The following is a 14,472-nucleotide window of genomic DNA, read 5'->3' as shown; positions in this document are numbered from 1 at the left end:
GGCGCAACGCGACGCAGCCGCGCGAAGGTTTTACACTGCGCGGATGCTCAAGATCGATACCCACGCGCACATCCTGCCCCGCGACTGGCCGAATCTGGCGACCAAGTACGGCGACGACCGCTTTCCGGTGATGACGCATACCGATGAGCGTCACCGCATCTACAAGGACAGCAAATTTTTCCGCGAGGTGTGGGATTCGGCGTTCGATCCGCAGACGCGCATCGACGACTATGCCCGTTTCGGTGTCGACGTGCAGGTGATCTCCACCGTGCCCGTACTGTTCTCGTACTGGGCGCCAGGCTATCAGGCGCTGGAGTTGCATCGCCATTTGAACGATCACATGGCCGGCATCTGCCGCGACTATCCACGTCACTACGCCGGCATCGGCACGGTGCCGCTGCAGGCACCGAAACTGGCGGTCCGCGAGCTGGAGCGCTGCATCGACGAACTGGGCCTGCAAGGCGTGCAGATCGGCTCGCACTGCGGCGACTGGAATCTGGATGCGCCGGAACTGTTCCCGTTCTTCGAGGCCGCCGCCGACCTCGGTGCGACGGTGCTGGTGCATCCGTGGGACATGATGGGCGCGGACAGCATGCCGAAGTACTGGATGCCATGGCTGGTCGGCATGCCGGCCGAACAGACCCGCGCCGCCTGCTGCCTCGCCTTCGGCGGCGTACTGGAACGGCTGCCGAAACTGCGTGTGATGCTGGCGCACGGCGGCGGCAGTTTTCCATCGACGATCGGCCGGATCGAGCACGGCTTCAAGATGCGTCCGGACCTGGTCGCCACCGACAACCCGCGCAACCCGCGCGAATACCTCAAGCGCTTCTATTTCGACTCCTGCGTGCACGACGACCGGGCGCTGCGTTATCTGCTGGATGTGACGGGCGTCGAGCAGGTGATGCTCGGCACAGACTATCCTTTCCCGCTGGGTGAACAGGAACCCGGCAGCGGCATCGAGGCACTGGGCCTGAACGACATCGAGCGTTCCCGGCTGTTCCACGGTACCGCGCTGGAATGGCTGGGCCTGCCCCGCCATCGTTTCGTCCCCGACGTCATCCCCAAGGAATCAGCATGAGTTTTCCGCGCAGCATCGTAACGATCGCGATCGCCCTGGCCGCCACCTTGCTGCTGGCCGGCAGCGTCCACGCCACCGACGTCAGCATGGCTGATGGCAGCGTCCATTTCAGCACGCCGGACAACTGGCTCGGCATCATGGAAACCCAGGGCGACCCCGAAGCAAAGGTGTTCCAGGTACCCGACCCCTCGCCCACCGGCAAGAACAGCCTCGCCCGTATCACCGTCACGGTGAAACTGGTCAACGACGTCAACAGCTTCAACCAATACAAGAGCGAGGCCACCGCGAAGGCGATGGCGCTGCCGGGCTACAAGGTTGCTGCATTGCCGCCGGGGCCGAACAGCTACACCTACACCGCGCAGGAAAACGCCACCGAATTCAGCTACACCGAACACTACTGGTTCAAGAGCGGCCACGCGATCCAGCTGCGCTGCGTGCGTCCCAGCCAGAGCCTGGCCGGCGCCGCGTGGAAGGCCGAATTCGATAAGGGTTGCGAGGCGATCGCGGCGCAATTGAAGTAAGCCCGGCTTCCACTCCGAAGAGATCGCCCGATGTCCGCAAGCTTTGAAGCCAACCTCGACTGGGCTCGTGCCCGGGACGCCGCCGACCCCCTGCGCGCGTTCCGTGACGAATTCCTGATCCCGCCGCACGAAGGCCACGACGGTCCGCCGTCAGACAGCCGGCCGTTAGACAGCCAGCCGTTAGACAGCGTGTACTTCTGCGGCAACTCGCTGGGCCTGCAGCCGCGCGCCGTACGCGACGCGGTCAATGCGGAACTCGATTACTGGGGTGAGCTGGGTGTGGAAGGCCACTTCAAGGGCCGCCTGCCGTGGATGGACTATCACGAGTTCGTGCGCGACGATCTCGCCGCCATAGTCGGTGCGCAGCCTTCCGAAGTGGTGGCAATGAACACCTTGGGCGTGAACCTGCACCTGATGATGGTGAGCTTCTATCGTCCCACGAAAGAGCGCCCGGCGATCCTGATCGAGGCTGGCGCATTTCCCACCGATCGCTACGCGGTGGAATCGCAGATCCGCTTCCACGGCTTCGATCCGGCCAGCGCGTTGATCGAGCTGCAGCCCGACGAACCGAACGGCACGACCTCGCCGGCCGCGATAGAACGCGCGCTGGCCGAACACGGCTCACGCGTCGCGCTGGTGATGCTGCCCGGCGTGCAATACCGCACCGGCCAGGCCTTCGACCTCAAGGCGATCACCGCGCTGGGACACAAACACGGTTGCATGGTCGGCTTCGACCTCGCCCATGCCGTGGGCAACCTGCCGTTGCAGTTGCACGATAGCGGCGCCGACTTCGCGATCTGGTGCAGCTACAAATATCTCAACAGCGGCCCCGGCGCAGTGGGTGGCGCGTTCGTGCACGAGCGTCATGCCAAGGCCGCACTGCCGCGCTTCGCCGGCTGGTGGGGCCACGACAAGACCACCCGCTTTCAGATGGGCCCCGAGTTTGTGCCCACGGCAGGCGCCGATGGCTGGCAATTGTCCAATCCGCCGATCCTGGCACTGGTGCCTTTGCGCGTGTCGTTGGAAATATTCCGCCGCGCCGGCATGACCGCGTTACGTGCGAAATCACTGCAACTCACCGGCTATCTGGAATGGCTGGTGCAGACGCAGCTGGCCGACGTGCTGCAGGTAGTCACGCCGACCGATCCGCAGCACCGCGGCGCCCAGCTGTCGATCCGCGTGATCGAAGGCCGTGACCGCGGCCGCGCATTGTTCGGGTACCTGATGGAGCACGGCATCATCGGCGACTGGCGCGAACCCGACGTGATCCGCATCTCGCCGGCGCCGCTGTACAACCGATTTGCGGATTGCCTGGCGTTTGCGGAGGCGGTGCGGGAGTGGAGTCGCGGCTGATTTGCCGACGTTCTGACCACTTATGTCAAAGTTTTACGTCTGGCTTTGCGGGTGTCTTACCTGCCCTTCCCCACGTACCACGAAGCGCTCCACCGTAAGCGCTTCGGCACCCATCGGGCCGTAGGCATGCAGGCGCGTGGTGGAGATACCGATCTCGGCACCGAGGCCCAGCTCGCCGCCGTCGCTGAAGCGCGAAGACGCGTTGACCATCACCACCGCTGAGCGGATCGCCTGCACGAAGCGTTGCGCGGCGGCTTCGTCGCGGGTGGCGATCACTTCGGTGTGGTCGGAGCCGTAGCGGTGGATGTGGGCAATGGCTTCGTCGAGATCATCGACCACGCGCACGGCGAGAATCAGGTCCAGGAATTCGGCCGCGTAGTCGTCGTCGCTGGCCGCATGCATGTCGGGCACCAGCGCGCGGCTGCGTTCGTCGCCGCGCCATTCAACGCCGCGTTCGCGCAACGCCAGCACCGCCTGCGGCAGGAACGTGCTGGCGATGTCCCGATGCACCAGCAGCGTCTCCAGCGCGTTGCACACGCCGGGGCGCGAGGTCTTGCCATCGATCAGCAGGTTCAGCGCGAGTGCGGGGTCGGCGGTGCAGTCCACATACAGATGGCAGACGCCCTTGTAATGCTTGATCACCGGCACGCGCGCGTGCTCGGCGACGAAGCGGATCAGGCCTTCGCCGCCGCGGGGAATGGCGAGATCGACGATGTCGCTGAGCTGCAGCAGTTCGATCATGGTCTCGCGACGCAGATCTTCGACCAGGGTCAACGCGGCAGTCGGCACGCCGTGCGCTTCCAGTGCCGACTTCAATGCGGCGGCAATCGCCGTATTGGAGTGGATCGCCTCGGAGCCACCACGCAGGATCACACCGTTGCCGGCCATGAGGCATAACGCGGCAGCGTCGGCGGTGACGTTGGGCCGCGCCTCGTAGATCATCGCGATGACACCGAGCGGAATGCGCACGCGTTCGATGGACAAGCCATTCGGCCGTGTCTCATGGCGCGTCACCACGCCAACCGGGTCAGGCAGTTCGGCCACTTCGCGCAACGCGCTGGCGATGCCGGCCACGCGCGTCTCGTCCAGCCGCAGGCGATCGAGCATCGCGCCCTGCACACCTTTCGCCGCAGCCTGCCGCATGTCCTCGGCATTCGCCTCCAGTACCGCGGTGGATTGTGTTTCCAGCGCTGCGGCCATATCGCGCAGCAAGGCGCGCTTGGCGTCGCTACCCAGTGCAGCGATGACCTGGGCGGCATCGCGACAAGCCAATGCCTGCTGTCGGATCGTGTTCATGCGCTGATCTCCTGGTCGGGCGCAACGGGATGGTCCATGGTGATGAGGTCGTCGCGATGTACCACCTCGGCGCCGTAGCTGTAACCGAGCACGGTGTCGATCTCGCGACTATGCCGTCCGGCCAACCGACGCACCTCGGCGGCGCCGTACTGGCTGAGACCGCGTGCGATGGCCTTGTCGGCGGCGTCGACGATCTCCACCAGGTCGCCGCGATGAAACTCGCCGTCGGCGCCGAGCACGCCGCCGGGCAGCAACGACACGCGGCCTCCGGCCAGCGCCCGCGCGGCGCCCGCGTCGACGCGGATGCAACCCGGCGCAGCGGGTGCGTGACGCAACCAGTATTTGCGCGCCTGCATGCGGCTGCTTGCGGCTGCGATCAAGGTGCCGCGCAGGCGGCCGTGCTGCAGCGCCCGCACGGTTGCCTCATCGCGGCCACTGAACAACGCACTGGGAATGCCGGCCGCGGATGCCTTGACCGCCGCTTCCAGCTTGGTCCGCATGCCGCCGGTACCCGCCGTGCTGCCGCTGCCGCCGGCCATCGCCAGGACTTGCGGCGTCAATGCGGCGACATGGGCAACCGGCACGGCATCGGGATCGCGACGCGGATCGGCGCTGTACAGCGCATCGACATCGGATGCGATCAGCAGCAGGTCGGCATCGACCAGCGCCGCGACGATCGCGGCGAGATTGTCGTTGTCGCCCAGCTTGAGCTCGTCCACCGCCACGGTGTCGTTCTCGTTGACCACGGGCAGCACGTCCAGCGCCAGCAGTTCGCGCAAGGTCGCGCGCGCATTGAGGTAGCGCCGCCGGTTGCGCAGGTCGTCATGCGTGAGCAGCACCTGCGCCACCGGTCGTGCGGACAGCGATTGCCACAGTGCAATCATCGGCGCCTGGCCCAGCGCGGCCAGCGCCTGCCGCGCGACCAGCGCATCGCCGGCCGGTTTGCGCTCGCGCAGCAGCGCACGGCCCGCCGCCACCGCGCCGGAGGACACCAGCACCACCTGCCGGCCAGCAGCATGGCTGGCAGCGATGAAGGCGGCCAGCGCCTCGGCATAACGCAGTGTGAGACCGCCGCCGTCCGCGGCCAGCAGGTTGCTGCCGACCTTCAGCACGGCGCGGCGCCACTGCGGCAACACTTGTTCGAGCAATCCCACATGCGCGTTCATGCCGGTTCCCTTCAACTGCCCAGTTGACCCAGTCGCTCGCGCAGTTCATCCAGCCGCAGATCGTTGCCAGCACCCGGCGAAACACGCGCGGCAAGGCTGCTTTCCGGCGTACGGCCCTGCCCCGCGGATGCTGCAGTTTCCGCTGCGGCACGATAAGCATCGCGGAACGGCACACCGGCGGCGGCCTGCTCGATCGCCACGTCGGTGGCATACATCGCCGGCTCGATCGCTGCACGCATCGCCGCTTCATTCCACTGCAGGCGCGCCAGCAGATCCGGCACCAGCTCCAGCGCGCTCAGACCGTGACGGCAGCCATGGAACAGCGAGCCCTTGGAAAACTGCAAGTCACGCTGGTAGCCCGATGGCAGCGACAGCAGTTGCTCGATCTCGGTACGCGCCGCGGCCACGCTGGCGTAGCTGGCACGCAGCAATTCCACTACGTCCGGATTGCGCTTGTTCGGCATGATCGAGCTGCCGGTGGTGTACTCCGGCGGCAGCTTCACGAAATCGAATTCCGCGGTGGTGAACAGCGACAGGTCCCACGCCATTCGACGCAGATCGAGCAACGCGCTGCCGATCGCTTCCAGCACCGCCATTTCGAACTTGCCGCGCGAGAGTTGCGCATAGATCGGCGACACCTGCATGCGCGAGAAGCCGAGCGCCTGCGTGGTGTGCTCGCGATCGAGCTTGAGATTCACGCCGTAGCCGGCCGCGCTACCCAGCGGATTGGCATCGATCCACATCGATGTCTGCTGCGCGCGCCATGCGTTGTCGATGAAACCTTCGGCGAAACCGGCAAACCACATCGCGGTGGACGACACCACGGCGCGTTGCAGATGCGTGTAGCCCGGTAACGGCAGCGCCGGCTGCGCGGCGCGGTCGAGACAGACCTGCGCGATCGCGCGGCAATGCACCTGCAGCGTGACGAGCTGTTCTTTCAGCCAAAGCCGGGTGGCCACCAGGATCTGATCATTGCGGCTGCGTCCGGTGTGCACGCGACGGCCGGCGTCGCCGAGGCGTTCGGTGAGCCGTGCCTCGATCGCGGAATGGCCGTCCTCGTAACGCTCGTCCAGCACGAATGCGCCGCTACGAAAATCCGCAGCCAGTACGTCCAGCTCACGCTTCAACGCCGCGGACTCGTCGGCACTGACCACACCGATATTCGCCAGCCCTTCCACATGCGCCTTGCTGGCGGTGATGTCGTGCAGGAAGAATTCGCGATCCAGCAATACATCGTCGCCGGCGAGGAACTTCATGATACGCGCGTCGATCTGCACGCCGGATTTTTGCCAGAGTGGCTGGGTCATGGTGTGTCCTCGGCTTGGCCGAGCGGAATGGCGGTGTATTCGTCCACTCCGATCGCGCGGTTGATGTTCTGCATCGCCTGCGTGGCGGCACCCTTCAACAGGTTGTCCAGCGTCGCCACGATCACCACCCGCTTGCCGTCGGCCGACAGCGCAAAGCCACCGATCTCGGCGTGGTGGCGATGGGCGATGCGGCTGACCCACGGCGCCTCGTCCGTCACGCTCACCAGTTTCTCGTGATCGTATGCCGCGTGAAAACGGGCAAGCACGTCCTCACGCGTCATCTTGCGCGACAGGTACAGATTGGTGGTGACGGTGAGCCCGCGGAAATGCGGTGCCACGTGCGGCATGAACTCCACGGGCACGCCGAGCCGGAACGATGCTTCCTTCTCATGCATGTGGCCGGTGAGCGCATACGGCATCAGGTTGTCGCGCAGCTTGTCCGGATCGTTCTTGTCCGACGGCGTGGTGCCGGCACCGGAGTAACCGGAGACACCAAAGCAGACTGGAGGTGCGGCCAGCAGATCTTTCAGTGGCGCGATCGACAGCTGCATCGCGGTGGCATAGCAGCCGGGATTGCTGATCCTCTTCTCGCCGCGCCACTTTTCGCGGGTCAGCTCGGGCAGGCCGTAATACCAGGTCGGGTCGAAACGGTAGTCTGCCGACAGATCGACGATCAGCGGATCGACGCCAGCTGCATCGAACGCCGCCACGCAAGCCGCCGCCTTGCCGTTGGGCAGCGCCAGGATCACCACGTCGGCGCCGAGCTTCGGCAGATCCTCATGCGCCGGTGCGCTGTAGCGCAGCTCGCCGCGGTACTCGGGCACATGCGCGTCGACGCGCTGGCCGTCCAGTTCGCGCGAGGAGACGAAAGCCAGCTCCAGCGCCGGATGCGCTGCGATCAAACGGATCAGCTCTGCGCCGGTATGCCCACGGGCGCCGACGATGCCGATACTCTTCCTGTTCGTGTTCATGCTTCAGTCCGTCAAGGTCGGCTGTCGCTGTGCGCAATGCGCCACGCAGCGAGCGATGGTGTCGAAGTCGTGGATGCCGTACCAGAACACCTTCCAGTGCGGCTGCTTGAGGCAGCCATCCGATTCGGCATAGTAGAAAGGATTGACCGGGTTGCCGTGGCGCGAGCGCCAGAACAGCTGCGGATTCTCCTCGCGCATCACCTGCCACACGGCACGCCCCAGACCCTCGCCCTGCGCATCGTCGAGCACGGCGAATTTGTCCAGATACGGCAAGCCGCCTTCTTCGGTGAGGATCATCGCGGTGCGATAGTTCTCGCTCACGTAGACGCGCAGCGGCTGGGTGCGTTCAAAATAATCCGGCACCAGCGTACGGCCGAAACTCGACTCGATCAGCGTGCGCATGCGTGCCAGATCGATACCTTTCCACGAGTCGAATGTCAGCACCTTCTCGCCGCGCCGCACCAGCGTGCCGGAACCCTTGTGGGTGAACAGCTCCTTGGCCAGCTCCGCCGGCCGGGTGATCGACACCGACGAGGTCAGCGGCAGGTCGGCCAGCAGGTCGGCGATCTGTTCGATCTTCAGGCGCATGCCGCCGTTGATCCACGGCTGCGTCATCAGGTGATCGAACTCGGTACTGAGATTGATCGAATCGATCACCTTGCCTTGCTCGTCGAGCAGGCCGCCGGTGCCGGTGAGGAACACGATCTTGTACGGTTGCAGCACGCGCACCAGCTCGTTGGCGGCGAAGTCGGCATTGATGTTGAGAATCTGCCCTTCGTCGGTTTCGCCGAGGCTGGCGATCACCGGGATGGAGCCGGCGCGCAGGCTGGCCTCGATCGGCGCCAGGTTGATGCTCGCCACCTTGCCGACCAGCCCGTAGGTATCGCGATCGAGATAGCTGGCCATGAACACGCCCGATGCCACCGAAGTGGCGCGCGTGTCCATCGACTGCAATGCCTCGACCAGCTTGAGGTTCTGCTGCTGGAACACGCGGCGCACGATGCCGAGCGCCTTGGGCGAGGTAACTCGCAGGCCATTGACGGTCTGCTTCTCGATGCCGGCCGCCGCCAGTTCCTCGTCCAGCTGCGGGCCGGCGCCATGCAGCACGATCGGAGTGAGCCCGACCTGCTGCAGGAAGGTCAGTGACGAAGCGAGGTCGGCCAACTCGTCGCGCAACACGGCGCCCCCCACCTTGACCACGGCAAAGCGCTTGGCGTCGATTTCGGAGAAGCGTTTGAGGTATTGCTGGATTTCCTTCGCGCTGCCCATGCTAGAGAGCAGGCGCACGATGGTCTTGCGAGTGTGCTTATGCGTTTCCACGTTCGACGATCCGGTAGATGGTTTCTGCGTACTGCTGCAATTGATCGAGTGCGATCCACTCGTCGGCGCTGTGCGCCTGGGCGATGTCGCCGGGGCCGTAGACGAAGGCGGTGTAGCCGGCGGCGGAGAACAGCGCGGCCTCGGTCCAGAAGTCCACCGCGTTGCCTACCGGGATACCGAGCTCGTCGGCAAGATCGCGCGCGGCGAGTCGGTTCGCCTCCGCATTGGCGGTATCGCCGGCCGGCAGCGAGGCGCCGCGGAACGTTTCGGAAAATTCCACCGGCTGCGGTTCCACCAGCGAACGGAAACGCTCCAGCAGTTGATCCGGATCCATCGTCGGCAGCGGGCGGCAGCCGAAACGCAGCTCGGCCGTCGGTGCGATCATGTTCGCCTTGATGCCGCCCTCGATGCGGCCGATATTGAAGCGCAGCCCGGTGAGCCCGCCGAAGCGTTCGTGCGATTGCGCCGCCACGAAATCCAGCGCCGCACCGCCCCAGCGCACGGCCTGATGCAGCGCGCTGTCACTGGGTTTCTGCTCGCCCGAAGCGTGGCCGGCATGACCGGCAAAACGCATCAGCACCGACTGGATGCCGCGGTGTGCCAGCACCGCTTCGGCCTTGGTCGGCTCGGCCACGATCACCGCTCGGTAATCAGGAGATGTGCCCAAAAAACCGGCGATACAGCGTGGATCGTTCGCTTCCTCGTCGGTGGACAGCAGCAGCGCCAGCGGACCGTCGGTGGCGTTCGCTACGGCAAGCAATGCCGCTGCCGCACCCTTGATGTCGCAGGCGCCCAGGCCGATCGCACTATCCGCGGTAACCCGCAATTCATGCGGATTCGCGCTCCAGTGCGGCGAATCCGGCACCGTATCCAGGTGCACGTTGAACAGGTATTTCGGCTGGCCGCGTACCGCATGCAAGGTCACCGCACCGGCGCCGTAGTCGGTCACCGTCACATCGAAACCGGGCAATTGCGCGCGCAGGTAATCGAAGATGCCGCCGGTACCGATCGAACGCGGCGGATTGCGCGTGTCGAAACCGACCAACGCCTTCAGGTGCTCCAGCGTGGCATCGAGCAAGGCACTCATCCGCGGTTGACCTCGGCCCACAGCGTGCTGCTCATGCCGAACAACTTGATGAAGCCTTCGGCTTCCTCCACACCCCAATCCGCCGATTGTGCGTAGGTCGCACCCTTGGCGTTGAGGATGTGCTTCGACTCGACCGCGACCGCGTTGACGATGCCGCCACTGGTCTCCAATGTCACCTCGCCATTGACGGTGGACTGGCTGGAGGCAAGAAAAGCTTCCAGATCGGTCTTCAGCGGATCGTGGAAAAAGCCCTCGTAGACCAGCTCCACCCACTTGCGGGCCACCTCGGGCTTGAAGCGGTTCTGCTGCTTGGACAACACAGCTTCTTCCAGCGCGCGATGCGCAGCGAGCAGCACGGTCAAGCCGGGCGCCTCGAAGATGATGCGGCCCTTCAGGCCGATCGTAGTGTCGCCGGTGTAGATGCCGCGGCCCACGCCGTACTGGGCGAACAGGCCGTTCAACTTGGCCAGCATCTTGTGGCCGGCGATCTTCTCGCCATCCAGCGTCACCGCCTCTCCCTTTACGAAACCGATCTTCACGCTCAGCGGTTTGGACGGCCATTCGGGGCGCGGCTTGCACCAGCCCATGGCGCCTTCGCCCGGCGCCTGCCAGCGATCGATCTCGCCGCCGGACATGGTTAGGCCGAGCAGGTTCTCGTTGATGGTGTAGGCCTGTTGCTTGGCGCGCACGCCGAAGCCGCGCTGTTCCAGATAGGCCTGCTCATAGGCGCGCGTCTGGGTGTGTTCCTTCTGGATCTCGCGGATCGGCGCTACGATCTCATAGTCGCCCAGCGCTTTCACGGTCAGGTCGAAACGCACCTGGTCGTTGCCCATGCCGGTGCAGCCGTGCGCTATGGCCTTGGTGCCCAGTTCCGCAGCGCGCTTGATGGCCGCGTCGACAATCAGGTAACGGTCGGAAACCAGCAACGGGTACTGGCCCTGGTAGCCCTCGCCCGCCTGCACGAACGGCTTGACGAAGCCTTCCCAGATCGCCGGGCCGCCGTCGACGGTGACGTGCGAGGCCACGCCCAGCTCGGCCGCGCGCTGCTCGATGAAGGCACGCTCTTCCGCATCCACGCCGCCGGTGTCGGCAAAGACGGTATGCACAGCCCAGCCGCGCTCTTTGAGGTAAGGCACACAGAAGCTGGTGTCGAGGCCGCCGGAAAACGCGAGAACGATGTCTTTGCTCATAGTTTGCAGATCCTTGAAATAAAATGATTAGACGGATGCGACCACGATGCGCGGTTCGCAGCGCACCGGAAAATTCACGGAATTGGCGATGAAGCAGGCGTGGTGGGCTTCCTCATGCGCGGTCGCGGCCTTGGCCGGGTCGCTGGCGGCGCTGATGGTCACCGTGGGATGCAGCACGACCTCGACGAAACGACCGCCATTGCCTTCGGTCGCCATCGTGCCTTCGGCGGCATCGGTATAGGTAGTCACCACGACGCCCGCCACCGTGGCCATATGCAGATAAGACAGCATGTGGCAGGTGGACAGCGCCGTGACCAGCATGTCTTCGGGATTGTGCCTAGCGGCATCGCCGCGAAACGTGGGGTCGGACGAGCCGACCAGGGTCGGCTTGCCAGCGATGCGGATCTCGTGGTCGCGGCTGTAGTTGCGATAGCCGTCCGTACCGGTACCCAGATTGCCGGTCCATTCCACGTCCACGCGGTAGTGATGCTGATGTGTCACAGGTTCGACTCCTCTTGTCGGGCCATCCATTCGGCCAGCTCGGTATCGCCATCGCCATCACGCTGGCGCAGGCCGGCGATCGCTCCCGCCCGATTGCGCGTGGGGTGGTTCTGGCTCAGCTTGAACTTGCCTTCGATGCGATCGATGGCGACCTCGAGACCCACGATGGCCCGCAGCAAATTCGCGATATGCTCTTCCGGCGCATCACCGACCTGCCACGGTTTCGGCTGGGTGGCCTCATGGTGATTGGTCAGTGTTTCCAGCAGACGACGCAGCCAGATCGCATCGTCGATCACCCGCAACCGGCCATGCACATGGACCACCGCATAGTTCCAGGTCGGCACCTCGCGCCCGGTCTCGTGCTTGCTCGGATACCAGTTCGGGCTGATATAGCCGTCCGGACCCTGGAAGATCAGCAGCACTTCGGCACCGTCCAGCTGCGCCAGCTCGTTGCCGCGGGCCACATGGCCATGCAATACGCCGTCGACCAGCTCGAACGGCAGGTGGTTGGCAGTCAACCCGGCAGCCGCGTGGGTCGCCAGCGTGGCGAACGGATACGCTCGGATCAGCCCGTGCAAGACATCGGCGCGGGTTTCCTCGAAGTGCTTCGGCGTATACATGAGTGCTCAGCCCTGGCCGATCAACGACGCCATCACCGCCTTCTGCACGTGCAGTCGGTTCTCGGCCTCGTCGATGGCGATGCAGGCGGGCGAATCCATCACCGCATCGGTGGCCTTGATGTTCCGGCGCAACGGCAGGCAGTGGCTGAACAAGCCGTGGTTGGTCAACGCCATCTTCGCCTCGTCGACGATGAAGTGCTTGTGCGCATCGCGGATCGGCTTCTCCTGCTCCCAGCGGCCGAAGAACGGCAGGGCTCCCCAGCTCTTGGCGTAGACCACGTCCGCGCCACGATAGGCCTCTTCGATATTGTGGCTGACCTTCAGCGAGCCACCGTTCGCCTTCGCATTCTGTTCGCCGAACGCCATGTAGCGCTCGTCCAGCACATAGTCCGGCGTGGGGCACAGCAAGGTCACGTCCATGCCCATCTTCGTCGCGATCAAGAGCGCCGAATTCGCCACTGCGGTGTTCAGCGGCTTCGGATGATAGGTCCAGGTCAACACGTATTTCTTGTTCTGCAGGTCGCCCAGGTGCTCCTTCATCGCCAGCGCATGGGCCAGCTCCTGGCAGGGGTGGGTGATCGTCTCCATGTTGATCACCGGCACCGTGGCGTACTGCGCGAACGCCTTGACCACCTTGTCCTGGCGATCCACCGCCCAGTCCTGGAATTTCGGGAACGCGCGCACCGCGATCAGGTCGACGTAGCGCGACAACACGCGCGCCACTTCGGCGATGTGCTCCTCGGTATCGCCGTCCATCACGCTACCCACGTCGAACTCGATCGGCCACGCATCCTTGCCCGGCGACAGCACGATCGCGTGCCCGCCCAGATGGAACGCACCCAGCTCGAAGCTGGTGCGCGTGCGCATCGAGGGATTGAAGAACATGAGCGCGATGGACTTGCCCGCCAGCTGCTGGCCGCGCGGCGAGCGCTTGAACGCGGCAGCCTGTTCCAGCAGTGCGTCGATCTCGGCGCGGCTGAAGTCCTGCGTTGTGATGAAATGGCGAAGGGTCATGTTGTGAGGCTCTTGGTGAAGAGTCAGGCCACGGATGGCCGGTTCGGGTTGTCACGGGTGGATCCGTGTGAAGTACATCTCCAGAAAACAAAAAACCCGGCACGATGGCCGGGTTTTGTCGTCAATGCACATGAAACGCGTGCGACTGCCTACCCGGCTGAATACCCATCCAGCGGTCGGCGCGCACGCGACGTCATGCCAGCAGCCGCGCGGGCGCTGGTGAGTACGGTGGCGGTATAGACGGCTGCGGACATGCAGATTCCAAGTGACGAGTACGGCGACGAATGCGCATCATGGCGACATTTCCGCTGCCGTGCAACAAAAAAATCGCCCCAGAAACGACATCGCCGCCCTGAGGCGGCGATGTCGGCAATGGCCGGGGTCCGATCAGTCGGCCGGATCGACCTGTACGCGCACGCGCAGCCGTTCGCCGGGATCGTAGTTCAGCCGCGAGGTGTAGACCTCGCCGCGATAGCGGTATTCCACGTCGTAGCCGATGATCCGGCGCTGCTCGCTCATCGAGCTGACCTCGCGGCACTGGGTCTGGGTGCTCTGGTAGTCACCACCATGGTCCGAAACCCGATTGCCGACTGCGCCACCCGCCACTGCACCCACCACCGTGGCGGCCGTGCGACCGTCGCCCTTGCCCACGGTGTGGCCGAGCACGCCGCCGATCACGGCGCCAAGCACCGTACCGGCAGCGCTGTTGCCGCCCTCGTGGCGCACCACCGGCTGGTCGTAGCATTCCTGCCGCGGCACTTCGGTGCGGGTAATGCCCTGCACCGGGTCCGCCCGCAATACGTCGGCCCAGCCGTAGTGGGCGTTGTCGTCGTTGTTCGGGGCGCGCGCGTCCTGCGCAAAAGCGCCGGGAGCCGCCAAGGCGAGCACCAGCGCGGAAAGCCATAAGCGGGTCATCGCGACCTCCCAGAAGGAAACATCCAAGCGCCTGTGCGCTTACTGGCACGCATTGCAACAAAATCACGCTGAATACACGCTTAGAATCGGCTTGGCGCCACCGCCCCACTTACACCTTGTTAAGATGCCGGGC

14 protein-coding genes are annotated in these 14,472 nt (G+C 64.8%); 3 read left to right on the top strand and 11 right to left on the bottom strand.

Translation table 11 applies throughout. The features are described from left to right. The first annotated feature begins 43 nt into the window (after positions 1-43). Genes BUA26_RS10500 through kynU form a run of 3 tightly spaced genes read left to right on the top strand, consistent with a single transcriptional unit; the run spans position 44 to position 2,952 of the window. Positions 44-1,078 (top strand): amidohydrolase family protein, encoded by a 1,035-nt coding sequence (locus tag BUA26_RS10500; protein ID WP_072760551.1) that lies wholly within the window; start codon positions 44-46, stop codon positions 1,076-1,078. Beyond that, positions 1,075-1,599 (top strand): hypothetical protein, encoded by a 525-nt coding sequence (locus BUA26_RS10495; protein WP_072760549.1) that lies wholly within the window; start codon positions 1,075-1,077, stop codon positions 1,597-1,599. The genes BUA26_RS10500 and BUA26_RS10495 overlap by 4 nt, the downstream gene beginning before the upstream one ends. Before the next feature lie 30 nt (positions 1,600-1,629). Beyond that, positions 1,630-2,952 carry a kynureninase gene (kynU, locus tag BUA26_RS10490; protein ID WP_072760547.1) on the top strand — a complete coding sequence of 441 codons (1,323 nt, stop codon included), beginning with the start codon at positions 1,630-1,632 and terminating at the stop codon, positions 2,950-2,952. Positions 2,953-2,985: 33 nt separating this feature from the next. On the opposite strand, the gene BUA26_RS10485 is transcribed toward kynU, so the two are convergent. The 11 genes from BUA26_RS10485 to BUA26_RS10435 form a co-directional block, all read right to left on the bottom strand. Next, the gene (locus BUA26_RS10485) at positions 2,986-4,248 is read right to left on the bottom strand and encodes a glutamate-5-semialdehyde dehydrogenase (RefSeq protein ID WP_072760545.1); all 1,263 of its coding nucleotides are present in this window, start codon (positions 4,246-4,248) and stop codon (positions 2,986-2,988) included. Continuing rightward, entirely contained in the window at positions 4,245-5,414 is a 1,170-nt protein-coding gene (gene proB, locus BUA26_RS10480) for a glutamate 5-kinase (RefSeq protein WP_072760543.1), read from the bottom strand. Before proB ends, BUA26_RS10485 begins: the two co-directional genes overlap by 4 nt. Before the next feature lie 11 nt (positions 5,415-5,425). After that, entirely contained in the window at positions 5,426-6,721 is a 1,296-nt protein-coding gene (argH, locus tag BUA26_RS10475) for an argininosuccinate lyase (protein WP_072760542.1), read from the bottom strand. Continuing rightward, complete coding sequence (argC, locus tag BUA26_RS10470; protein ID WP_072760540.1) at positions 6,718-7,692, bottom strand: N-acetyl-gamma-glutamyl-phosphate reductase; 975 nt, start codon at positions 7,690-7,692, stop codon at positions 6,718-6,720. Before argC ends, argH begins: the two co-directional genes overlap by 4 nt. A 3-nt stretch (positions 7,693-7,695) precedes the next feature. Next, positions 7,696-9,012 (bottom strand): acetylglutamate kinase, encoded by a 1,317-nt coding sequence (locus tag BUA26_RS10465; RefSeq protein ID WP_072760538.1) that lies wholly within the window; start codon positions 9,010-9,012, stop codon positions 7,696-7,698. Beyond that, complete coding sequence (locus tag BUA26_RS10460) at positions 8,999-10,099, bottom strand: acetylornithine deacetylase (RefSeq protein WP_072760536.1); 1,101 nt, start codon at positions 10,097-10,099, stop codon at positions 8,999-9,001. The genes BUA26_RS10465 and BUA26_RS10460 overlap by 14 nt, the downstream gene beginning before the upstream one ends. Beyond that, the gene (locus BUA26_RS10455; RefSeq protein ID WP_072760534.1) at positions 10,096-11,289 is read right to left on the bottom strand and encodes an argininosuccinate synthase; all 1,194 of its coding nucleotides are present in this window, start codon (positions 11,287-11,289) and stop codon (positions 10,096-10,098) included. Before BUA26_RS10455 ends, BUA26_RS10460 begins: the two co-directional genes overlap by 4 nt. Positions 11,290-11,316: 27 nt before the next feature. Continuing rightward, positions 11,317-11,790: an OsmC family protein gene (locus BUA26_RS10450; RefSeq protein ID WP_143154253.1), complete on the bottom strand. Its 474-nt coding sequence runs from the start codon at positions 11,788-11,790 to the stop codon at positions 11,317-11,319. Next, positions 11,787-12,410: an FMN-binding negative transcriptional regulator gene (locus BUA26_RS10445; protein ID WP_072760530.1), complete on the bottom strand. Its 624-nt coding sequence runs from the start codon at positions 12,408-12,410 to the stop codon at positions 11,787-11,789. Before BUA26_RS10445 ends, BUA26_RS10450 begins: the two co-directional genes overlap by 4 nt. Before the next feature lie 6 nt (positions 12,411-12,416). Continuing rightward, positions 12,417-13,424, bottom strand: coding sequence for an N-acetylornithine carbamoyltransferase (locus BUA26_RS10440; RefSeq protein WP_072760528.1), 1,008 nt, complete (start codon positions 13,422-13,424; stop codon positions 12,417-12,419). 387 nt (positions 13,425-13,811) lie between these two features. After that, positions 13,812-14,339, bottom strand: coding sequence for a glycine zipper 2TM domain-containing protein (locus tag BUA26_RS10435; RefSeq protein WP_072760525.1), 528 nt, complete (start codon positions 14,337-14,339; stop codon positions 13,812-13,814). Positions 14,340-14,472: the final 133 nt, after the last annotated feature.

Origin of the sequence: Rhodanobacter sp. OK091, assembly GCF_900142825.1 — a bacterium.
GTDB lineage: Bacteria > Pseudomonadota > Gammaproteobacteria > Xanthomonadales > Rhodanobacteraceae > Rhodanobacter.
Note: the sequence above shows the minus strand (reverse complement) of the source record. Positions and strands in the feature narration are given on the sequence as shown.